The sequence below is a fragment of the Archangium sp. genome, from assembly GCF_036388035.1.
Classification (GTDB): Bacteria; Myxococcota; Myxococcia; order Myxococcales; family Myxococcaceae; genus Archangium.
The window spans coordinates 1-21,185 of the sequence record NZ_DASVSO010000428.1; the positions used below are offsets into that span (position 1 = coordinate 1).

The following is a 21,185-nucleotide window of genomic DNA, read 5'->3' on the forward strand; positions in this document are numbered from 1 at the left end:
CGTCCGCTGCTGGAGTCCACCCTCGAGCGGCTGCTGGCCCACGAGCGCGTCCGGCTCCATGGCATCCCCGAGCCCAAGGGCCGGGCCGCCACCTTCTGCTTCACCGTGCGGGGCGCCTCGCCTCGTGGGGTCGCCGAGCACCTCGCGCACGTAGCGCAGCGAGCCCAGCCAGCCCGCGAGGCCCTCGTGGTTGGCGGTGCCGGGCTCGAACTTCTGCGGACTGTCGTCGGGGACGAACCACAGCTTGTCCGCGGGCAGGCGGGGCAGCAGCTCCTTGCGCACGTACAGGCAGCCCAGGTGGGGGCCGAAGACCTTGTAGGGGGAGAACACGGCGAAGTCCGCGCCCCAGGCCTTCACGTCGGGCAGGTGGTGGGGGCTGGAGTGCACCGCGTCGACGATGACCCAGGCGCCCACGCGGTGGGCCAGCTCGGCGGCGGCGGCCACGTCGGGCGTGGTGCCCACTGAGTTGGCGGCGGCCGTCACGGCGACCAGCCGCGTGCGCGAGGAGAGCAGCGGGCGGAGGTCCGCGGGCTCCAGCCGACCCTCGGGCCAGCGGGCCTTCCACACCTTCACCACCGCGCCTTGGGCCTCCAGCGCGCGCCAGGGGCTCGCATTGGACTCGTGCTCCAGCTCCGAGATGACGACCTCATCTCCGGGCTGGAACAGGCGCGAGAAGGCGCGTCCGAGCTGGAAGGTGAGGGCGGTGGCGCTGGTGCCGAGCATGACCTCCTCGGGCTGACAGTGGAGGAACTCGGCGGTGGCGGCGCGGGCCTGGGCCTTCACCTCGGTGGCGCGCACGGAGGCCGGGTAGGGCATGCCCACGTTGCAGCTCCCACTGGAGAGGAATTGGGAGATGGCGTCGATGGTGTGGGAGGGCACCTGGGCCCCCGCGGCGTTGTCGAGGTAGCTGAAGCCCGACCGCAGGGCGGGGAAGTGCGCGGCGAAGGGAGAGGAGCTCATGGTCGGCGCAGCATAGCCGGAGGCTGGAGGCTTCACCTCTCGCAGAGTTTCCCGCCTCGGCGTCCAGGGCTGCGCAGGCTCTGTTCGCAGGTAGGGGTCGCCCTGCCCACATCGAGGAGGGCTTGGCGGAAATGGATTCACCTTCCGTGAGTGGTGGGGCGGGGATGTGCTCCACTAGTTTTGACTTGGAGTTCCCAGCTCTCGTCTATCTGGGAGCACAGGGAGCCCCACATGAAGCGCAGCGATCACGTCATCCTGTGTCTGCCCTGCATTCTTCTCGTGGCGTGTGGCAGTACCGAGCCGGTCCTTCGCGGCTCTTCTCGTGAGGTCCCGGTTCTGGCTGCGTCGGCCGAGGAGTGGGGGCCGCTCGATGAGCCGCGGGCGGATGCCCGCGGCTCTCGTGCAGTCGACATCGTATACGCATCGGGCGGAACGCGAGACTGCGATGCGGAGCAGATCGCTTGTTTCAGGAAGTGCTGGAAGACCGAGCCCCCCTGGCCCATCGAGAAGGGGGACAAGGGGCATGACAAGTACTGCACCAAGAAATGCCGTGAGGAATACATGGAGTGCGTCAAGGAACTTGAGGCACGTCCACGCCCGCTCGCCTTCCCAGATATGAAGACTGCGAAGGACTGGCTCGCGCGCCACGAAACCGAGGTACTGGTGGGCAGTATCGTGGTGGTGGCTGGAGCAACCTTCGTGATCGCCACGGGTGGCACGGGTGCGCTGATCTTGATTCCACTCGCCGCTCTTTGAGGAGCACACCGTGACGAAGCGACTCGCGGAATTCGAATTCGAGGCAACCTGCGGGACTCTCGGAGGTGCGACGACAGGTTCTGCCGAGGAGGTCCGGGACGCCATTGAAGTTGCTGCCTACGCGCTCCACTTCCTCTACGCGACCGGTCAGCTCAAGGCGTTCCGTGAATACCTCCAGGACGTGAAGGAGCCGGCTTCCCGCTCGGTGCACATCGAGCGGGAGTTCCCGGACATGGAGCAGGCCCGGGTCTGGCTGCACGGCCAGCCACCCCCCGCGTTGGAGACACGGGCGGCGGTTGCCGGGAAGACCTACGCGGTCTGGAGGGACGACATGGGGACGCTTCGGCTGGTGCCCGTGCCATCTCTCCAGGAACTAGAGGAGTAGCCGTCCAGCGTCTCGGAGAGGGAGTTCCTCGGCGCGGGAGTCAGTGCAGCGGAGCACCGGCCTCGTCGAGGTTCACCTTCTCGTTGTCGCCCGGGTGGTACGGCTCGCCGGTGAGCATGCCCTTCACGAAGCCCACGAGCTGCACCATGCGGCTGTTGGGAGTGTCCCAGTACTCGGCCTTGCTCACCTTCACGCAGAGCAGGGCGAGCTCCGGGTCATCCAGCCCCTCGGGGAACCAGGCCCTGAGGGTGGGGTTCCACAGCTCGCGCGCCTTCTCCTTGTCGAGCACCAGCCGGCACAGGCCGCTCACCGAGACATACCGATCCCTCGTGGGGTCCGAATAGGAGAGGTTGACGTGATGGTCTCGCTCCACCTCGTCCACCTTGGGCGAGTGCTCGCGGGTGAAGAACCACAGCTCCCCATCGAAGTCGCGATCATGCGTCCACATGGGGCGGCTGCGCAGGGTGCCGTCCTCCTCCACCGTCGTCATCATCGTCACCTTGATGCCGTGGATGAGCTCGCCCAGGTGCGCGATGGGATCCTTCTTCTCCGTCTTCTTCGTGGCCATTCCTGCCTCCCAGGTGCTCACGCTAAGCAGGGGCCCGGAGGGTGGCAGGAGACGAAGGCCGCCCCGCTGCCCGCCCGGCGGGAAGGGCAGCGCCTCGTGAGTTCCGCTCAAACGAGACACCGCGCGCCTGGACTGTGAGCGTAGTGGGCTTCACCGCCAAGAGGGCTCGTCGGGTATTCCTGGACGCGGAGTATTGGAAGCCTCTTGCTTCTCGTATGGATGCGCTCGCTCGCCTGGGAGGCCGCTGTGCATGCGGGCAGGGCCCATGTACGCTGCGCCCACTGTTCATGGCGGCCGGCGCCGCACTTCTCGGACAGGGGGGCAGTATGACTGGCATCCACGGCATGAACGGCATGTCCACGGCGCAGGTCCAGGACGAGTTGCGGCGCGGCGGCAAGTTCGTGGTCTTCGAGTACTGCGTCTCGGTGCTCGTCATGAGCTTCAAGCGCTGCTCGGACGTCTACTTCGTGCGTGCGGGGCAGGGCACGTTCGGCATGAGCTTCGGCTACACCCTCATGTCGCTCTTCCTGGGCTGGTGGGGCTTTCCGTGGGGCTTCATCTACACGCCCCGCTGCCTCGCCACGAACCTCGGGGGCGGCAAGGACGTGACGGAGCTGGTGCTCTGCACGCTGCTCGCGCCGCGGTATGACCCGAGCCTCGGGTAGCCCTCGACGCACGCGGCTCACATCGCCGCTTCCCACGAGAAGTGGGACATGAAGATGGAGCGCTTGCCGAGGTGGTAGGTGAGCGCGAAGTCCGCGTAGTCATACGCGCCGGGCCTCGGCAGCGGGAAGCTCCGGGCCGCCGAGAGCTGCGCGCACGAGGCCACCAGCGCCATGTGCGTGAAGGCCTGCGGGAAGTTGCCCAGCGCCTCGCCCGTGCCCGGCACCGCCTCCTCGCCGTAGAGGCCCACGTCGTTGGACAGGCTCAGCAGGTGCCGCAGCAGCTCCTCGGCCTCCTCCGTCCTTCCCGAGTGCACCAGCACGTCGTGCAGCCAGAAGGAGCACAGGAGGAAGGTGCCCTCGCCACCGCTCAGGCCGTCCGGGGCGTGGTAGCGGAAGAGCAGCCCGTCCCGCTCCAGCCGCTGGCGCACCAGGGCCACCGTGCGGCACACCAGGGGGTGCGTCGCCGGCAGGAAGCCGAGCGCGGGCAGCTGCAGCACCGAGGCATCCGCCTCGTCCGAGCCCACCGCCTGGGGGAACCACCCGGTGCGAGCGCCCTCGTGCAGCAGGTACTCGCGCAGCAGCGCGCGCTCACGGGCCCAGCGCCCCACCGGAGCGGCAAACCGCCGCGAGCGCGCGATGCGGATGCCCCGGTCCAGCGCCACCCAGCACAGCAGCTTCGAGTGGATGAAGTGCCGGGGCTCGTCGCGGATCTCCCACAGCCCCTGGTCCGGCTGCCGCCAGCGCTCGCACACGTCCTCCACCAGCCGGCTCAGGTAGCTCCAGTTCCTCGGTGTCAGCCGACCGCCCATCTTCGCGAACAGCCACGCCCCCTCCAGCATCTCCCCGAAGACGTCGAGCTGGAGCTGCTTCACCGCCCCATTGCCGATGCGCACCGGCCGCGAGCCCCGGTGGCCTTCCAGGTGCGTCAGCTCCACCTCCGGCAGCAGCCGGTGGCCGCGGATGCCGTACATGATTTGAATGTCCTCGGCGCGCCCCGCGCTGGTGCGCCCCAGCCAGTGCCGGAAGGCGAAGGCTTCCTCCTGGTAGCCCAGCAGCATCAGGGAGATGACGGTGAGCGTGGTGTCCCGCAGCCAGGTGTAGCGGTAGTCCCAGTTGCGCTCACCGCCCGGCTCCTCGGGCAGGGACGCGGTGGGGGCCGCGACGATGGCGCCCGAGGGCGCGTACGTCAGCGCCTTGAGCACCAGCGCCGAGCGGCGCACCGCGTGCGTGTACTCGCCGTCGTAGGCGCAGAGGGAGATCCAATCGCGCCAGAAGGCCACCGTCTCCTCGAGCCGGCGGCGGAGCACGGCGGGATCCGGCATGTCCGCCGGGGCGCGCTCGACGAGCGAGGGCGTCCACGCCGCTTCCACCCAGGCCTCGTCCCCGGCCCGCATGTGCCAGCGGCCCCGCACGGAGGTGTCGCTCGCGGCCAGCGGGCGCGTGGCCGTCACCCACAGCGCGTCCGCGCCTCCCACGAACTCGGCGGTCCGGAGCGAGGTGAGGCGGATGCGCGGTACGAAGGAGCCGTACTCGAAGCGCGGGGCCAGTACCACACGCGCCAGCACCTGGCCCACGGTGCAGCGCACCCGCCGCAGCAGGGCGTGCCGCGTCCCCACACGCGAGCCGCGCGCCGGATCGATGCGGACAGGCATGCAGTCCGTCACCTCCAACACACCGCCCGGGGTGGTGAAGGTGGTGACGAGGACGTTGGTGTCCTCGAGGTAGTGGCGCGTGGATTGGAACGGGCCCTCGGGGCTCACCCGGAAGGAGCCACCCCGGCGCTTGTCGAGGATGCGGCAGAACACCGCGGGCGAGTCGAACCGGGGGAAGCACGCCCAGTCGATGGAGCCATCGCGTCCCACGAGCGCCGCGGAGTGGCAGTCGCCCAGCAAGGCGTAGTCGTCGATCCGCTGCCGCATCCCGTCCCCCGGGGGCCCGTCCAGACAGGGGGCCTGCTTCGTCATTGAGGACGACCGCGGACGGTTGCAACCCGGGGAGAGAGACAAAGGCCGAGGCTTGCGTCCGCCGCTCCTCTCTCAGGCCTTCTGTCCAGCGCCGGGCCGCTCGTGCGGTGAGCAGCCGCGCCGCTGGAGCGCCGCAAATGAAAAAGGCCCAGCCTCGCGAGGAGACTGGGCCTGTCGCAGGGTCCTGCGACGCGCCTCAGGCGGTGGGGCGGACGTTCTGCGCCTGCAGGCCCTTGGGGCCGCGGGCGACGTCGAACTCGACCTTCTGCCCTTCCTGCAGGGAGCGGAAGCCATTGGCCTGGATCGCGCTGTGGTGGCAGAAGAGGTCCTCGCCCCCGCCGTCCTGCGTGATGAAGCCAAAGCCCTTCGCGTCGTTGAACCACTTCACGGTACCGATTGCCATTTACTCGTCTTCTTTCTTGTCCGGCCGCAAGGGATTGCGCCGGAAGCCGCTCCCTGTGTGAGGGCGGCCACTGCCATGTGTCACGTTTCGAGGCGGGTGCCTAGGGCACCCCTCCGAATGTTGCCGAAAGAGGCCTCCGTGACTGACGGCCGTGGGTGGAACGTCCGGTTCCGGGCTTTGATTCCGCGGGACTACTCGTGACAGGTGCCCCGGCCCTGATCGGTGACACCCCCTCGCACGGAGAGGAACTCCCACGCGTAGGCGCCGTCCTCCAGCGTGAGCTTCAGCACCCCCAGGGTGCTCGCATCGCGGCGCTCACTGTTCGCCAGGGGCGCGCCGAAGGGGTAGAGCGTCATGCCTCCCGTTCCCACCACGAACTGCCGGATGCCCCGCTCCGGGTCCGCCTTGCCCTCGGGCGTCTGGGGCGCGAAGCGCTCATAGAGGTGGTCGTGCCCTCCCAGCACCACCTCCGCGCCCGCCTCGTACAGCGCCGTCCAGAGGGGCTTCACATCCGTGGTGTCCCGGTCCGGTCCGGAGCTGAAGAGGGGCCGGTGCCAGTAGGCCAGCGTGCACCGCTTCGTGCTCGCCTTCAGGTCCGCGCGCAACCACTGCTCCTGCACCGATCCCGCGCCCAGCTCCAGCTCGCTGTTGAGCACCACCACATGCCAGGCGCCCAGCTCGTAGCTGTAGTAGCCCTTGCCCGGCTCTCCCGCCGCCGTCCCGAAGTAGTCGAAGTACGGGCCCGCCTTCGCCGAGTGGTACTCGTGGTTGCCGGGGGTCGGGCGCGTCCGCTGCCGGTGCCGGCCCCAGCTCGGGGCGTAGCAGCGCTCGAAGTCCTGTGCCGTGCCGTCCGGGTAGGCGTTGTCTCCCAGGGTGAACACCGTTCCCGCCACTCCATCCAGCAGCGCCGCCGTGGCCTCGTCCCCCTCCACCGCGCAGCTCGCGATGTCTCCGGCTCCCACCAGTACCTCGGGCGGTGTCCCAGGGGGCGCTCCCGGCGGGTCCTCGTCCGGCACTCCCCCCGGGCCTCCCATCGTCTGACAGGCACCGAGTGACAGCAGCAGGGCCGCGCTCGCCGCGCGGCGGAGAGGGGACATGAGGCGCATGGGGACTCCCTGGGGGTTGGACCGGGCAGCGGAAGGACGGAGGGGCATCATACGTGGGCCTGGGCGAGCAGTCGGCGCGTGGCCTCGTGCCGGGGCGTGTCCAGCACCTGCTCGGGCGGTCCCAGCTCCACGAGGTGGCCCTGGTCCAGCACCAGCACCACCTCGGAGGCCCGCGCGAGCGCCACGTCGTGTGTCACCACGAGCTGCGTCATCCCGAGCGCACCCACCCGGCGCAGCGTCTCCACCACCTCGCGACGCAGGGAGGGATCCAACGCGCTCGTGGGCTCGTCGTACAACAGCACCGCCGGCTCCATGGCGAGCGCCCGCGCGATGGCCACGCGCTGCCGCTGCCCGCCGGAGAGCAGCTCCGGGTAGGCGTCCAGCCGGTGTCCCAGCCCGAGCTCCTCCAGCAACCGGCGGGCCCGTGCCTCGGCCTCCGGGCGCGGGCGCCTGGCCACCAGCCGCTGCGCCAGCGTGCAGTTGTCCAGCGCCGTCAGGTGGGGGAAGAGCTCGAAGGACTGGAACACCAGCCCCGCGTGCCCTCCCAAGTGGATGGTGCCCGAGTCCGGCCGCTCCAGTCCCACGATGCAGCGCAGCAGCGTGGACTTGCCCGAGCCGCTCGGCCCGAGGATGGCGGCCAGCCGGCCCTTCTCCAGCGTGAAGGACACGCCCTCTAGGGTGGCCGAGGCCGCTCCGGGGAAACGCTTGCGCACCTGCTCGACGCGAATCATCGCGCCACCCCCTTCAGGTGCTGGCCGAGCCGCGCCTCCACCGTGCGCGCCAGGTGCGCGAAGGGCAGGCCGAGCAGCAGGTAGATGGCGGCCACCATGAGGCCGAGGCCCAGGTGGTCGCGCATGGCGTTGGCGAGGTTGAGGTACGTGCGCGTGAGCTCGGTGAGCGTCACCAGCGACACCAGGGAGCTGTCCTTGAGCAGGGCGATGAAGTCATTCGTCATCGGCGGCAGCGAGATGCGCACGGCCTGGGGCATCACCACGTGCCGCAGCGTCTGCCACCGCGAGAGGCCGAGCACCTTGGCCGCCTCGTGCTGGCCCGCCGGCACGCTGGACAGTCCGGCCCGGTAGTTCTCCGCCTCGGCCGCCGCGTAGTTGAGCCCCAGCGTCACCACCCCCGCCGTCAGGGGATTCAACCGCAGGCCGAGCTGCGGCAGCCCGAAGTACACCAGGGTGAGCTGCACCAGCAGCGGCGTGCCGCGCACCACCTCGATGTAGGCCATGGCCAGCCAGCGCAGCGGCAGCGGGCCGTAGACGCGCGACACCGCCAGCACCATGCCCACCGCCACCGCCAGCGCCATCGCCAGGAGCGACACCCCCAGCGTCATCAGCGCCCCGCGGGCGAACAGCGTCAGCGTGGCCGGGTAGCGCTCCCGCACCCGCTCGAGGAAGGGCGGCACCTTGCCCACCGCGGCCCGCCACGCCTCGTACTGCTCCGGCACTCCGCGTGGGCTCGGGTTCGGGTCCCCCAGCAGCTCCGCCGTCTCCGCGTTCCACAGGCCCCACCGCTCGTAGATGGTCCGCAGGGTGCCCTCGCGCGTCAGCTCCTCCAGCGCCGTGTCGATGGCCTCGCGCAGCGACTCCTCGTCCTTGCGCACCGCCACCGCGTAGCGCACCTCGCCGAAGGTGCCCGGCACCACCTCCAGGTCCGGCTCGATGGCGCCGTAGTACCGGGTGATGGGATCGTCCAGCAGCACCGCGTCCGTGCGGCCCAGCTTCAGGTCCGCGAAGATCTCGTCCTGGCCGCCCTCGTACGTCTTCACGAGCGCCCCCTCACGGCGCAGCATGCGCTCGGCCAGCGAGCCGGGAAGGGTGCCCACCGGACGGCCTTTCGTCTGCGACAGCACGTGGGGCGCGGGCGTGTCTCCCCGGCGGATGGTGAGCCGCTCTCCGGCCGCGTAGTAGGGGCGCGACAGGTCGCAGACGCGCTTCTTCTCCTCGGCCACCTCGATGCCGTTGAGCGCCACGTCGAAGTCGCCTCGGGCCAGCAGCTCCAGCAGCGAGTCCCAGGGGCCCAGCACGGGCCTGGCCCGCACGCCGAGCTTCGCGGCGATGGCGTCCGCGAGGTCCACCTCGAAGCCGATGAGCCGGTTGGGCTCCATCGGGTCCTGGAAGACGTAGGGGGCGCCGCCCTGCGCGTCGGCTCCCCACAACAGCTCCCCCCGGGCCTTCACCGCCGCGAGCCCGCGGGGCTCCTCGGGTGGCGACTCCCGCGCGAAGGCGGGCAGACAGACGAGGACGAGACCGATGAACAGGGCTCTGGTCAGTGGGTGGGCCCTCCTGGGGTCGCGGGTACCCGGCATGATTGTAGCGCCCTCTCCGGCGGCGCAAGGAAGAGGCCGCCCGGGGCCGAGCGGGGCGGGGGCCGCTGTGGTATGCCCTGCCGCCATCATGAGGTGGGAGTCCGAATTTCTTCGCTGTCCCCGGAGCGGCGAGCCGCTGCGACTCGAGGGAGACAGGCTCGTGGGCGCCGCGGCGTCCTACCCCCTGCGCCCGGTGGCGGGAGAGGCCTATGCCGACTTCCGCCTGGAGCTCGATGCGGTGGAGGAACTGCAGCGGGAGACGTATGAGCGGGAGGGCAGCCGCTACGTGCAGCAGGGCCTCGAGGACAAGCGGGCCTTCATGGCCGACTTCGTCGAGGCGCGGCGACACGGGCGGGTGAAGGCCAAGGAGGAGTTCCTCCTGCGCGCCCTGCGCGAGCTGCCCCTGGGCCCGACGAGCCGCGTCCTGGAGGTGGGCTGCAACGATGGGCGCTACCTCAACACCGTGGCCGCCCTCTTCGGGTGCGAGGGCGTGGGCATCGACCTGTCCGAGCGCTCCATCGCCCAGGCCGTCGCCGCCCGCCCCGCGGGCCTGCGCACCCGCTTCCACGTGGCCCAGGCCACCCGGCTTCCCTTCGCGGAGGCCTCGTTCGACGTGCTGCTGTCCTTCGACGTCTTCGAGCACCTCGGGCACCCGGGCTTCATCGCCACCCTGCGCGAGTGCCAGCGCGTCCTGCGTCCCGGCGGCAGGCTGCTCGTCTACATCGTCTCGCAGAAGGACACCTTCACCCTGCACGAGACCATCCGCCGGGTGAGCCAGGGGAAGCTCGGCGTGGACGACGGCGAGGGCCACCGCTACGAGAACTTCATCCACCCGGACTTCTTCCGCTCGGTGGCGACCGAGAGCGGCTTGAAGGTGCGGCGACTCACCGCCTACCACGGCTACTGGACGCTGCTGGCCGAGGAGTGCCTGCACAACGCGGCCCCGCGCTTCGTCTACCGGCTGTTCTCCTTCCTCGATGCGCCGCTGGTGCGGGAGGAGCATGGCAACGGCTTCCTCGCGCTGTGCGAGCGCCCGGCCCACCCGGAGGTCCGTCCATGAGGTTGCCCCGCTCTCGGGAGAAGGTCGTGCTGGCGCTCAAGGTGGCCACCGTGCTGTGCGTGGAGACGGCGCTCACCCCGCCGATGCTGGCCGCCATGACGGTGCTGGGCGGCGTGGTGCCGCCTCGCAAGCTGCTCGCCCTGCAGAACGCGATGCGCCGCCGCACGCTGGTGTGGATGTTTCCCCACCTGCGCGGCTGAGGGGCAGGAGCGCGTCCGCGAGCGGACAATGAAGCGGCCCCTCGGTGGCGGAGTGCGGCCCCGTGGACTGTCTCGCAGGTCATCCATTCCTACACTACCCAGGGCAAACGGCTCGGCGACCCCACACGGTGCTGGAACGTGATAGGGGGCACGCCCTCTGCCCGAGGGAAGTCCCCGGGATGGCTGGTGGGCCCGAAGCGGCCCGAGGAGATGGACGGCATGCTGAAGACGGCGATGAACGAGTGGACCCTCAAGGCGATTCAACTGGAGACGGCGCTGATGGCGCTGGATGAGGCCGGGCTGCCCGGGGACATGAAGTCCCTCCAGGAGAAGGCCGAGCAGGGTCTGCGTGACCTGCTCAAGGGCTGGCACGCGCGCAAGCCGAAGGCCGACGAGCGCAAGTGGAAGGTGGACGAGAAGGCGGGGGGCACGCCGAAGGACGAGGAGCTCGCCGAGGTCATCTCCCATCTCAAGGAGGAGGAGATGGAGTGGACCGTGTACACCGCCACCAGCGACAAGGGTGACACGGTGGAGACGGTCGTCTCCGAGGACCGCGCGTGGATGGCGGCCGCGGGCGAGTACTACCTGGGCCAGTGGGACGAGGACGAGAAGACCGTCGACGTGGGCCGTGACGACGAGGAGGGCGATCTCGGCACCGGCCTCGTCTTCACGCTGACGGGCGACCTCGTCTTCGAGTCCCTGCTCGAGGACTGAGCCCGCCGCTCGCCGCTACAGGCCGAGGTACTCCACCATGCGGGCCCGGGTCTTCGCGTCGGGCAGGCGCCCGGTGCCCGCGCGCAGGTTGTCCTCGAGGTGGCGCGGGTTGCTGGTGGCTGGAATGGGGCACGTCACCGCCGGGTGCCCCAGGATGTACTTGAGGAAGAACTCCCCCCAGCTCTTGCAGTCGAAGTCCGTGGCCCACGGCGGCAGCGACTTGCCCTTCACCTGGCGGAAGAGCTCTCCACTCTCGAAGGGCCGCATCACCAGCACCGCGGTGCCATGCTCGGCGGCCGCGGGCAGCAGCCGCGCTTCCGCGTCGCGCAGGGCGATGGAGTAGGGGAGCTGCACGAAGTCCAGCTTCTCCTCGCGGAGGAGCTTCTCCAGGTCATCGAAGGCCCCGCGCTGGTAGTGGGTGACGCCGAGGTAGCGGATGCGCCCGGACGCCTTCCACTCGCGCAGGGTGGGCAGGTGGGTGCGCCAGTCCACGAGGTTGTGCACCTGCATCAGGTCCAGCTGCCCGTGGCCCATCTTGCGCATCGAGTCGCGCATCTGCTCCACGCCGGCCTCGCGGCCGCTCGTCCACACCTTGGTGGCGAGGAAGGGCGTCTTCTCCTGGCCGAGCTCCCGCAGCAGGTCCCCCACCACCGTCTCGGCGTGGCCGTACATGGGGGAGGAGTCGATGACCCGGGCGCCGGCCGCGAGGAAGCGCTTCAGCACCTCCTTCTGGGACTTGCGCTCGGCCGGGGTCGGTCCCACGTCGAACGCCTGCCACGTGCCGAGCCCGATGACGGGCAGCTTCTCGCCGCTCTTGGGAATGGTGCGCGTCAACATGCCCGGCAGCGTACCGGCTCCGGCCCTGGCCGGAGTGCCCCGAAAAAATCGTGAGCGGGGCAGGTGACAGATTCCCGGGGCCGGGGTGTTCCAGTCGTCGAACAGGGCGGCGAGCCCCGAGAGGAAGGGTCACACGATGAAGCGCGAGGTCTCGGTGGGTGCAGGGCTCATGGCGGCGATGGTGGCGTTCTCCGCGGGCGCTCAGGAGCCGGCGCCCGAGCAGCAGGCCCCCGTGGCGCAGGTCTCCCAGCAGGCCCCGGCGGTCCGCAAGCCCCTGGCCATCTCCATCCTGCCCGGCCTCAGCACCAACGGCTTCGCGAGCGACGATGTGGTGAACAACATCTCCCTCGGCGTCATCGCCTCCGACGCGGACCGGGTGGAGGGCCTTGCCCTGGCCTTTGGCGGCAACTGGGTGAGCCGGGAGCTGCGCGGCATGGAGCTGGCCATGGGCGCCAACTACGCGGGCCAGGTGAGGGGCCTGCAGCTGTCGCTCGGCGGCAACGTGGCCGGGGGCTCGATGCGCGGCTGGCAGACGGCGCTGGGCGCCAACATCGCGGCGGGAGAGATGGTGGGCGCGCAGCTCACCACCGGCGTCAACATCGCCGCGGGCCACTCCCGAGGCCTCCAGGCGGCGATGGGGCTCAACATCGCCCCGGACATGGTGGGCGTGCAGGTGTCCTCGGGCCTCAACCTCGCGCGCCGCTTCGTGGGGGCCCAGCTCTCCCTGCTCAACGTGGGCGGTGACGTGAGCGGCGCCCAGGTGGGCCTCGTCAACGTCGCGAAGCGGATGAAGGGCCTGCAATTCGGCCTGCTCAACGTGGCCAGCGAGGCGGAGACCTCCATTGGCCTGTTGAACCTCGTGGGCAACGGCCAGCACCACGTGCAGGCCTGGGTCAGCGACCTGGCCATGACGAACGTGGCGCTGAAGATTGGCAGCCGCAACTTCCACACGCTCTTCACGCTGGGCCTGCGCCCCACGCGCCATGGTGAGCCGCGCTGGTGGGCGGCGGGCCTGGGCCTCGGGGCCCACCTCCCGTTCGGCCCCCTCTTCGTGGACCTGGATGTCCTCGCCAGCTCGCTGCACGAGGGCCAGCTCTTCTCCTCCAGCGGCAACCTCCTGGGCCAGCTCCGGCTGGTGGGGGGCTGGCAGCCCTTCTCCCACTTCGCCCTCTTCGGGGGCGTGACGGCCAACACGCTCGTCACCTTCCACGGCGAGGCGCTGACGGGCGCGGACCGCTTCAGGCAGGGCCAGGTCTTCCAGGGAGACGGGGCGCGCGTGCAGGTGTGGCCGGGCTTCGTGGCGGGCGTTCAGCTCTGAGCCTCCACGGGCCCGGCGCCCCGCCCCCTGGACGGGCGACCGTGAACAGGGGGGCTGGTGCTGGGGAAAACGGTCCCCAGGTTTGGGATGCGTGTCCGACACGGGACGAGCAGTTGGAGTCCGGTGCGGGACGGGGTGGGTACCGGTTGGATGGGTGTGGGGCAGGCGAACCCGTGTCGGTCGCGCTCCTTTTCCGCTGGGCCCTATGTCCTGAGCACTCCCTCGAGCTGCGTGTGTTGGACTCCGGGCTCAGAAGGCGGTGCCGTTCACCCGCTCACCCGGCGACGCGCTCAGCGACGAGAGGCCCGTGTGCAGCACGAAGCCGCCCGTGGCGCTCGCGTCGGGGCCGCGGTTCATCGACACGCCGTCCTGGCCCGCCAGCGAGCTGCCGTAGGTGAAGGAGTCGATCGTCGTCGCGCTCTTGGCGGACGAGGTCTTCACCGTCACGGTGTCGCCACCGTTGTTCAGGCTGAGCGTGCCGGTGGAGGCGACCACCGCGCCGGGCGTCCCCGTGGGAATCCCCGACGCGCCGCCGAACACCACGAGGGCCTTGCCCGCTCCCAGCACCGTCCCCGCGGGGAACGTGTGCCGCACCGAGGTGGCGTCGAGGACGACCCAGCCGCTGATGTCGATGGCCACGCCCCCCACGTTCACCAGCTCCACGAACTCGCCGTCCGTGAGCGCGCCGGGCTCATTGGCGAGAATCTCATTGAGGATGACCTTCGCTGGCGTGGCGACCGCGGTGATGGTGAAGGTGCCATTGCTGAGGTCCGAGGCCGAGCCGAAGGCGTCCGTGGCCCGCACTCGCGCCGCCGTGGTGGCCGAGTTGACCACCGTCCACGTGTAGCTCCCCGTGGACGCGGCCACGCTGCTGGCGATCACCCTCCACGTGGCGCCGTTGTCGAGCGAGTACTCCAGCTTCACGTTGGAGATGTCCTGGGCCGTCCAGGTGATGGCGCGCGCGCTCCCGCCCGCCCAGCTCTCGCCACCGTTGGGGCTGGTGAGGGTGATGCCCGGCGCGGGCGTGCGCGTGGAGGCGCTGCTCGGCGTGGACTCGTTGCCCGCGGCGTCCACGGCCGTCACCTGGTAGGCGTACGGGGTGCCGGGCGTGAGGCCCAGGTCCGCGAAGCCCGTGCTGGTGGACGTGCCCGCCAGCGAGTAGCCGCTGCCATTGGTGCTCCGGTACACCCGGTAGCCCGTGACGCCCACGTTGTCCGTGGAGGCATTCCAGCTCAGGTCCACCTCCGTGGAGGACACGGCGCTGGCCACCAGCGCGCCCGGCGCGGTGGGCGCCTGGGTGTCCGGGCCCGGAGGCGTGGCGCCCTTCGAGGTGTAGCCGACGCTCCGGGTGCCCTGCGCCACCACGAAGGTGTTGCCGTCCGGCGAGCTCAGCTCGATGTGGCCCCGCTTCGAGTTGGTGGCCGGGTCCTCCGTCTGCCAGATGGCCGAGTTGTGCGCCGTCAGCCGGTCCAGGCACTCGGGCGTCGGGTGGCCGTAGGTGTTGTCCTTGCCCACGGAGATGAAGGACACCGTTGGATTCGTCACGTCCAGCAGGCTGTCGTTGGACGAGCTGCGCGAGCCGTGGTGGTGCACCTTGTACAGCTCGAGCTCGCCCACGGTGTTGAGGATGGTGGACTCGACGTCCGGGGTGCCGGTGAGGTCCCCGCCCACCAGCGCGTCGAACGCACCGTAGGAGACCTTCACCGTCACCGACTTCGTGTTCTCGTCCGTGCTGGCCACGCCGTTGCCGTTGACCGCCACCACGGTGAGCGTCACCTGGCCGCACAGCGAGAGGGTCTGCCCCCGTGTCGCCGTGGCGCGCCGGCCGCTGAAGTGGCTCACGTACTCGTCATAGGCCGTCGAGTTGTACGTGCCGCCGTGGTCGTACACCGCGTCGATGGGGATGGCGTTGGTGCCCACGTCCACCTCGTCGATGCCGCCCATGTGGTCCGCATGCATGTGCGAGACGAAGGCCATGTCGATGCGCGTCACCCCCAGCGCCTTCAGGTAGGCCTTGATGGTGGTGCCCGAGCCGGTGGGACCGCCGTCGAACAGGGCCACGCAGCCCCCCGGAGCAATCAACACCGCCGAGTCCCCCTGGCCGATGTCCAGGGTGGTGAAGCGCAGGCCCTGGGACCAGGCCCACGTCGGCAGGAGCAACGTGAGCAGCAGGAGGGAATTGAGGACGGTCTTCAGGCGGGAGAGCATGGGCTCGCCTCCAGGGGGGAAGGGCGAGCCTCTCGCTATCTCAAATACTGAGAACCGTGAAGGTGTCCGTTTTCAGTATTCCGGGAATCCTGGGTCCCAGCGGGGCCTGTCCCGGTACCGGACACCGGGAGTGGAAGGAACTCAACGCCGGGTGGACTACTCCTGGGGCTCTCCGTCTCCGCGCGCGGGCGCTCCGCTGTCGGGCGAGAGGCGCGCCACCTGCGCCTGGCTCTCCTTCCAGGACTCCTCCGCATCGCGGGCGTGCACCTCCGCGGCGGCCTCGTCGTCCTGCTTGCTCGCCCACGTGGTGTGGCCCCCGGCGAAGCCCTCGAGCGGGCGCGGGCCTCGCTGCGACTCCACCTCCAGGTCCTTGCTCTCCAGCTCGCGCAACCGCTGACGCTCCTGCTCCCGCTCGCGCTGGTGCATCTTCTCAACCGGGTCGTCCGCCATCGCCATCTCCTTTGCCCGAAGGTGCGAACGGTGCGCGTCGGCGTCAGCGGTCGGTGCCGGAAGGAGGAGGGCCGGCATGCCCGGCTGCCTGGCGGGAGGACAGGAGCCTTGCGAGCCGTGGCCTTCCCCCGGAAGCTGCGCGCCATGCGGATACTCCCTCGCTTCCTCCTGCTCCTGCTCGGCGTGGTCCTCACGGGCTGCTCCGTTGCCCGTGTCACCGTGCCGCCACCGACGGGAGATGAGGTCACCCTCCTCGTCCCGGGTTATCGCGGCAGCTTCCTCGTCACCGAGGGCTCCGAGCCCGAGCGGGCCTGGCTCACCGTGGGACAGGCGCTCTCGCGGGGGGAGCGCACGCTCGCGCTGCCCTTCCCCGGACAGCGCCCCGGGCCGGCCTACGGGCCCCTGCGTCCGGATGGCCCGCTCACCCAGCTCTCGGCGCTCTTCGTGTCGGTGGACGCCTACCGCTCGTTCATGGAGTTCGGTCGCGATCGGCTGCCGGGCTTCGTCCCGTTCTCCTATGACTGGCGGCGGGACGTGCGCGAGAGCGCCGGAGCCCTGTGCGCGCGCATCGAGCAGCTCGTGGCGGAAGGAGGCGGACGGCGGAAGGTGAACATCGTGGCCCACAGCATGGGCGGGCTGGTGACGATGCACTGCCTGCTCCACGGTGGCGCCCGGGCCGGCGAGCACCCGTGGGCCGGGGCCGAGCACGTGAAGCGCGTGGTCATCATCGGCACGCCATTCACGGGAGGCCCGGGGATTTTCGATGACCTGCTCGTGGGCACCGAGACGATGCGCAACCGCGCGCTGCTCGCGCCCGAGGCCCTCTTCACCTTCGCCTCCGCCTTCCAGCTCCTGCCCACGCGCGGCGACTTCTTCGTGGACGCCGAGGACAAGCCCGTCGCGCTGGATGCCTTCGACCCGGCGGTGTGGCGGGCCCAGGGCTGGGGCGTGTTCGCGGACCCCACGCTGCGCGAGGACGAAGCCTACCGCGCGCAGCTCGTCCGCATGCTGGAGGCGCGCCGGGAGCTGCACGAGGCACTCGCGCCGCGGCCGGAGCTGCCGCCGGCTTCGTTCGAGACGCTGGTGGTGGTGGGGACGGGGCGGCCCACGGTGAATGGCATGCGGATGGTGGACGGGAGGCTCGATTTGGAGCACCCGCCGCGCGCCGACGGGGACGGCGCCGTGCTGGCCGCGCGCGCCCTGCCGGTGCTGCCCATGGCCTACCGGCGCCTGGACAGCTCCGCCGAGCACGTGGCGCTCATGTCCGACCGCGAGGTGCTCCAGGCCGTCGAGCGCTTCCTCCGGGGCGAGGCGGTGGGGACGGCCCACCAACCGTGACGCTCAATCCGCAGGGCTGGCACCAGAGGTCCGGATTGGGCCCTGCTAGAGTGGCGTGCGTGCCACCTGGAAGAGACGTGCCTGCGAGAGCTGGCTGGAGCATGCTTTTATGGCTGCTGTGCAGCACATGGGGATGCTCGAGTGCCAACCCGGATGTTCGGGTACACCGCTTGCCTGATGGGCGCCTCCAGGTCGAAGGGCCCATGATGGGGCCGTTCAAGACAGAGGAGGAGATGGCCGAGGCCGCGTGCACGCGCCTGACTTCTCAGCCGGGCGCATCGAATGGTGCTTACGGCTTCGAATATTGTGCGTTGCATTATTACGCGCAGGAGGATGCGGCGTTCTTCCTCAGCTACTTGTCCGATGTGGGGGGCACTGCGGCGGGTGGCGTGAAGTATTGTGAAATTCCGAGAGCCCTCCTGGACGTGGAACATAAGGATGTCGTCATCCTCGGCGGCGCTCATACCCATCCGCACAACCGCCAGTTCTCGAAGAAGGACATGAGCACCCGGGCGCACTGGCTGCCCGTTCGGTTCGTCGACCCGAGCACCAAGCGGGTCTGGGATCGTCAACTCATGATGTTCGTCCGAGAGAAGACGGGGAATGCAGGGCTTACATTTACAACAACGCAACCCGCATCATCTCGTCGCTTCGTGAAGGCAAGTGGGTTCCCATCGCTCGGGCCTACAATGACGATGGGGATGTCGAGATGTTGAAGGGGAAGGATTGGCTACCTTGATTGGAAAACGATCCGTCAGAAGGGCTCCTATGAACTGGGCCCTCTTCGTTGTTCCTTTTTTCTTGATGTCCCTGCCGGGTTGTTCGCTCCTCCGCTATGGCTTGTACAAGAGAGCGGAATGGGCACCTCCGGAAATGGCTGCCAAGGTGAGGTTTCCAGACTCGTATGAGAAGGGTGCCCACCTCGAGGGACCCTTGGTGGTGGCGCTAGAAGCGGCCATGAATGACTTCCTTCCACCTGGAACGGCACCACGGAAAGGAAATGATCTCGTGGCGCGGTGTCTCTCCCTCCGGGAGACATTTCGCGTTTCGGTCTGGCAGCCGAACGACAACAACATCTTCTTCGTGCGCTTCACCCCAGACCTGTCGCGGTGCGCTCCTGGCGTCATCATCACGGATGGAGGCGCGGAGTACGCCGTCGACGGAGAAGGGCGCATTCTCGCCAGGCAGTGAATCAGGCACGAGGGCCATCTACCAGACGAGCCGTGGCCCCTCCGTGCGGAGCCGTTCCCTTCTCGCGGCGTAATCCGGAAGCAGCCGCCCCAGCGTCGCCCAGAACTCCCTCCCGTGGTCGTCATGCACGAGCCGCATCGGTGCCTGGATGATGCGCCAGTTGAAGCGCACCACTCCGGCACTGCAACACCCCAGCGCCAGGTGGTAGCCTGGGGGTTGGTGATGTTGCTCAGGAGCGGCCAGATGCTCGCGGTGGTATTGGTGCTGCTCGCGCAGATTCCGTGCGCGCCGAATGACTTCGAGGCGCTCCGGGCCGAGGGCGAGTCGTCCCCCGCCTCGCCCGAGCCTCCCGAGTGCAAAGGGCAGTCGCATCACGTCATCTCCCGGCCTATCGCAGAGAAGTTGAAGGAACACCCAACGCTGAGCGGTCATTACAAGCCGCGAGATCCACGGTTCGTCACCCCGAGCCGTGGATGAGAAGGCGCATTGCGGTTACCAGGACTGGCACCGGAATGTGGACAAGGAAGTCATCGCTTGGCTCGAGCGCTACCGCAACGTGACACCCAAGCAGTTCGAGGCCTTCCTTCGGGAGATATATAGCCGGCCCGACATGCTCAAGAGGTTTCCCCTTGGCTTCTGAGTCCTCCACGTCCCCACGTTTCTTCGTCCTGGAAGAAGGCGTCCTCGGCTCCCGGTACGATACCGACGCCGAGAAGGTGGAGCCCGTCAGCCGTGGAGCGGGTGCCCGCTGCCCACGGTGTGACTATCCCATCGGAATGCTGACGTGGCTTCCTCCCTACCGTGTCGAGTTGGTGCTGCATGGAGAGGAGCCCGGTGACTTCATCAAAGTCGGCGGAGATGATCTCCTGCTATCCGAACGCTGCGCCCGGGCTTTCCAGGACGAGGGACTCATGGGGCTGGAGGGCTTCCATCCCGTAGAGGTGGTGCGGGTGCGCAGGAAGCGGCGGGGCCCCATGCCCTCGAACGTCTCCCGCTACTTCCTTGCCACGGTGTGCTTCGGCCGAGCGGCGGTGGACCTGTCGCGCAGCCGCGTCCGCTATGGCAGTCCCCCCACCTGCGAGGAGTGCCGCGCCGAGGGCCTGGATGCCATCCACGGCTTCACCCTGGAGGAAGGGACCTGGAGGGGCGAGGACATCTTCCAGCCTCGGGGGCTGCTGGGAGTCTGGACCATGTCCGAGCGCTTCGAGCGCTTCGTGGCGCGGCATGGTTTCACCAACATGAGGCTCACTCCCACGGAGGAGTACGTGTGGAACCCGTTGGGCCGCCCCCCTCCCATACAAGCCCGTTGAACCCCGGGCCCACTGCTTTGTGTGGGAGTCCGGATGGAGCCCGAGAGCACGCCGGACAACGTCCAGTTCTTCTCCGTCCAGGGAATGAGACTCGTGGAGCGCTTCGAGCAGGTGTCGTTCGGGCGGAGGGGACACTACCGCAAAAGAAGTGTGGTAGAAGCCCACCTGTTCGGTCCACCCCTGCTGGAGGTCTCCGTTTCGTGGTTGCCGCGTCTCCCGCCGTCCTCCTGGCGCTGGTGCTCCTCGTGGGGGCCGGTGCCGCCGCGCAGTCCCGCGTCCCGGAGTGCGAGGCGACCTCTCCGCGTCTCGAGCTGTCAGCGGAACCGGGGGGGCAGGTGCCGCCAGTGTGCATCAGCCCGGAGCTGCTCGCCGCTGGGGTGGAGACTCGCGGAAGGCCCGGCTGCCCTTCACCTTGAAGCCGTGGGACGCGAGTGGAAGTCGGCTCGTCACGCTCGAGGGCGTGACCTTTCCGTGAAGCCACTCTCCGTGGAGACGGATGGCGTATGAGTCGTCGATGGTGTGCCCCTGCGAGGAAGGAACTCGAGTCCTTCCGGAGGTTCCCTCTTGGTTTCCGAGCCTTCTGCGTCTCCCCGATTCTTCGTCCTGGAAGAAGGCGTCCTCTGGTCCCGGTACGATGTGGATGTCGAAACAGTCGAGCCCGTCAATTTTGGAGATGCCCCCCTTTGCCCACGGTGTGGCGGCCCGATCGGGATGCTGACGTGGCTTCCCCCCTACCGCGTCGAGCTGGTGCTCCACGGCCAGGAATTCGGGGACTTCATCGAGGCCTCAGGGGATGACCTGCTCGTGTCCGAGCGCTTCGTCCAAGCCTTCCGGGACGAGGGACTCACCGGGCTGGCGGGATTCCACCCGGTGGAGGTGCTGGGCGCGTGTCGGGAACGGTTGGGCCCCATGCCTTCGTCCATTCCCCGCTACTTCGTCGCCACGGTCTGCTTCGGTCGCGCGGCGGTGAACGTGGCGCGCAGCCGCATCCTCTATGGCAAGACGCCTGCGTGCGAGGAGTGCCGCTCCAAGAGCATCCATGCCATCTTCGGCTTTGTCTTCGAGGAGGGCACCTGGAAGGGCGAGGACATCTTCCATGCCCGAGGGACTCAGGGAATCCTGACGGTGTCCGAGCGCTTCGAGCGCTTCGTGGCCCGGCACGGCTTCACCAACCTGCGGATGACGCCCACGGAGGAGTACGTGTGGAACCCGTTGGGCCGCCCCCCTCCGTGAGGCCTCTCACGCGGGGCTGGCGCCAGGGGGCTCGGGCGTCTCCGCCTCGGGCGGCAGCACGTAGGGCCCGAGGGTGTCACGGTACTCACGCACCAGCGTCTCGGGCGCCCGCACCGTCCGGCCCGTGAGCATCGTCTGCAGCATCATCGCGTTGGCCACGCCCTTGCCTCGCACGTGGTTGTTCGTCACCACGTACACGTCGCTC

The 21,185-nt window shown here is 69.2% G+C and carries 23 protein-coding genes and 1 pseudogene; 13 read left to right on the forward strand and 11 right to left on the reverse strand.

Features of this window, described 5'->3' with window-relative positions; genetic code table 11:
* A partial coding sequence (locus VF697_RS17215) for an aminotransferase class V-fold PLP-dependent enzyme (RefSeq protein WP_331096324.1) occupies positions 1-960 on the reverse strand: 960 nt, incomplete at its 3' end.
* A 231-nt stretch (positions 961-1,191) separates the two neighbouring features.
* Here VF697_RS17215 and VF697_RS17220 point away from each other — a divergent pair.
* Both VF697_RS17220 and VF697_RS17225 read left to right on the forward strand, forming a co-directional pair.
* Positions 1,192-1,716 (forward strand): hypothetical protein, encoded by a 525-nt coding sequence (locus VF697_RS17220; RefSeq protein WP_331096327.1) that lies wholly within the window; start codon positions 1,192-1,194, stop codon positions 1,714-1,716.
* 10 nt (positions 1,717-1,726) lie between these two features.
* Positions 1,727-2,101, forward strand: coding sequence for a hypothetical protein (locus VF697_RS17225; protein WP_331096329.1), 375 nt, complete (start codon positions 1,727-1,729; stop codon positions 2,099-2,101).
* Between the two features lie 40 nt (positions 2,102-2,141).
* On the opposite strand, the gene VF697_RS17230 is transcribed toward VF697_RS17225, so the two are convergent.
* Positions 2,142-2,669, reverse strand: a complete 528-nt coding sequence (locus VF697_RS17230; RefSeq protein WP_331096331.1) for a pyridoxamine 5'-phosphate oxidase family protein — start codon at positions 2,667-2,669, stop codon at positions 2,142-2,144.
* 326 nt (positions 2,670-2,995) lie between these two features.
* Between VF697_RS17230 and VF697_RS17235 the strand changes: the two genes are divergently transcribed.
* A complete protein-coding gene (locus VF697_RS17235; protein WP_331096333.1) occupies positions 2,996-3,334 on the forward strand; it encodes a hypothetical protein in 339 nt (112 codons plus the stop codon).
* A gap of 17 nt (positions 3,335-3,351) precedes the next feature.
* Here VF697_RS17235 and VF697_RS17240 read toward each other — a convergent pair whose 3' ends face one another.
* From VF697_RS17240 to VF697_RS17260, 5 genes are all read right to left on the reverse strand, one after another.
* Positions 3,352-5,298, reverse strand: coding sequence for a glycoside hydrolase family 15 protein (locus VF697_RS17240; protein WP_331096335.1), 1,947 nt, complete (start codon positions 5,296-5,298; stop codon positions 3,352-3,354).
* A 196-nt stretch (positions 5,299-5,494) separates the two neighbouring features.
* The gene (locus VF697_RS17245) at positions 5,495-5,701 is read right to left on the reverse strand and encodes a cold-shock protein (RefSeq protein ID WP_331096337.1); all 207 of its coding nucleotides are present in this window, start codon (positions 5,699-5,701) and stop codon (positions 5,495-5,497) included.
* 191 nt (positions 5,702-5,892) lie between these two features.
* A complete protein-coding gene (locus tag VF697_RS17250) occupies positions 5,893-6,798 on the reverse strand; it encodes a metallophosphoesterase family protein (RefSeq protein WP_331096339.1) in 906 nt (301 codons plus the stop codon).
* Between the two features lie 56 nt (positions 6,799-6,854).
* Positions 6,855-7,538: an amino acid ABC transporter ATP-binding protein gene (locus VF697_RS17255; protein WP_331096341.1), complete on the reverse strand. Its 684-nt coding sequence runs from the start codon at positions 7,536-7,538 to the stop codon at positions 6,855-6,857.
* Positions 7,535-9,121: an ABC transporter substrate-binding protein/permease gene (locus VF697_RS17260; RefSeq protein WP_331096343.1), complete on the reverse strand. Its 1,587-nt coding sequence runs from the start codon at positions 9,119-9,121 to the stop codon at positions 7,535-7,537. The genes VF697_RS17255 and VF697_RS17260 overlap by 4 nt, the downstream gene beginning before the upstream one ends.
* Before the next feature lie 160 nt (positions 9,122-9,281).
* Between VF697_RS17260 and VF697_RS17265 the strand changes: the two genes are divergently transcribed.
* From VF697_RS17265 to VF697_RS17275, 3 genes are all read left to right on the forward strand, one after another.
* Positions 9,282-10,181, forward strand: a complete 900-nt coding sequence (locus VF697_RS17265) for a class I SAM-dependent methyltransferase (RefSeq protein ID WP_331096345.1) — start codon at positions 9,282-9,284, stop codon at positions 10,179-10,181.
* Positions 10,178-10,381 carry a hypothetical protein gene (locus VF697_RS17270; RefSeq protein ID WP_331096348.1) on the forward strand — a complete coding sequence of 68 codons (204 nt, stop codon included), beginning with the start codon at positions 10,178-10,180 and terminating at the stop codon, positions 10,379-10,381. The genes VF697_RS17265 and VF697_RS17270 overlap by 4 nt, the downstream gene beginning before the upstream one ends.
* Positions 10,382-10,567: 186 nt before the next feature.
* Positions 10,568-11,095: a hypothetical protein gene (locus VF697_RS17275; RefSeq protein ID WP_331096350.1), complete on the forward strand. Its 528-nt coding sequence runs from the start codon at positions 10,568-10,570 to the stop codon at positions 11,093-11,095.
* A 15-nt stretch (positions 11,096-11,110) separates the two neighbouring features.
* On the opposite strand, the gene VF697_RS17280 is transcribed toward VF697_RS17275, so the two are convergent.
* Positions 11,111-11,932, reverse strand: coding sequence for an aldo/keto reductase (locus tag VF697_RS17280; protein ID WP_331096352.1), 822 nt, complete (start codon positions 11,930-11,932; stop codon positions 11,111-11,113).
* 136 nt (positions 11,933-12,068) lie between these two features.
* Between VF697_RS17280 and VF697_RS17285 the strand changes: the two genes are divergently transcribed.
* The gene (locus VF697_RS17285) at positions 12,069-13,250 is read left to right on the forward strand and encodes an LA_2272 family surface repeat-containing protein (RefSeq protein WP_331096354.1); all 1,182 of its coding nucleotides are present in this window, start codon (positions 12,069-12,071) and stop codon (positions 13,248-13,250) included.
* 249 nt (positions 13,251-13,499) lie between these two features.
* Here VF697_RS17285 and VF697_RS17290 read toward each other — a convergent pair whose 3' ends face one another.
* Both VF697_RS17290 and VF697_RS17295 read right to left on the reverse strand, forming a co-directional pair.
* Positions 13,500-15,458, reverse strand: a complete 1,959-nt coding sequence (locus tag VF697_RS17290) for a lamin tail domain-containing protein (protein ID WP_331096356.1) — start codon at positions 15,456-15,458, stop codon at positions 13,500-13,502.
* A gap of 156 nt (positions 15,459-15,614) precedes the next feature.
* Positions 15,615-15,908 carry a hypothetical protein gene (locus VF697_RS17295; protein WP_331096358.1) on the reverse strand — a complete coding sequence of 98 codons (294 nt, stop codon included), beginning with the start codon at positions 15,906-15,908 and terminating at the stop codon, positions 15,615-15,617.
* A gap of 117 nt (positions 15,909-16,025) precedes the next feature.
* Between VF697_RS17295 and VF697_RS17300 the strand changes: the two genes are divergently transcribed.
* The 6 genes from VF697_RS17300 to VF697_RS17325 all read left to right on the forward strand — a co-directional run bounded on the left by VF697_RS17300 (position 16,026) and on the right by VF697_RS17325 (position 20,980).
* Positions 16,026-17,246 carry a lipase family alpha/beta hydrolase gene (locus VF697_RS17300; RefSeq protein ID WP_331096360.1) on the forward strand — a complete coding sequence of 407 codons (1,221 nt, stop codon included), beginning with the start codon at positions 16,026-16,028 and terminating at the stop codon, positions 17,244-17,246.
* 203 nt (positions 17,247-17,449) lie between these two features.
* The gene (locus VF697_RS17305; protein WP_331096362.1) at positions 17,450-17,962 is read left to right on the forward strand and encodes a hypothetical protein; all 513 of its coding nucleotides are present in this window, start codon (positions 17,450-17,452) and stop codon (positions 17,960-17,962) included.
* Positions 17,963-18,254: 292 nt separating this feature from the next.
* Positions 18,255-18,437, forward strand: a complete 183-nt coding sequence (locus VF697_RS17310; protein ID WP_331096363.1) for a hypothetical protein — start codon at positions 18,255-18,257, stop codon at positions 18,435-18,437.
* 222 nt (positions 18,438-18,659) lie between these two features.
* The gene (locus VF697_RS17315; protein WP_331096365.1) at positions 18,660-18,914 is read left to right on the forward strand and encodes a hypothetical protein; all 255 of its coding nucleotides are present in this window, start codon (positions 18,660-18,662) and stop codon (positions 18,912-18,914) included.
* Between the two features lie 152 nt (positions 18,915-19,066).
* Complete coding sequence (locus VF697_RS17320) at positions 19,067-19,747, forward strand: hypothetical protein (protein WP_331096367.1); 681 nt, start codon at positions 19,067-19,069, stop codon at positions 19,745-19,747.
* A gap of 711 nt (positions 19,748-20,458) precedes the next feature.
* The gene (locus VF697_RS17325) at positions 20,459-20,980 is read left to right on the forward strand and encodes a hypothetical protein (protein WP_331096368.1); all 522 of its coding nucleotides are present in this window, start codon (positions 20,459-20,461) and stop codon (positions 20,978-20,980) included.
* 6 nt (positions 20,981-20,986) lie between these two features.
* Here VF697_RS17325 and VF697_RS17330 read toward each other — a convergent pair.
* Positions 20,987-21,185, reverse strand: a pseudogene (locus tag VF697_RS17330) (DUF72 domain-containing protein); the annotation flags it as partial.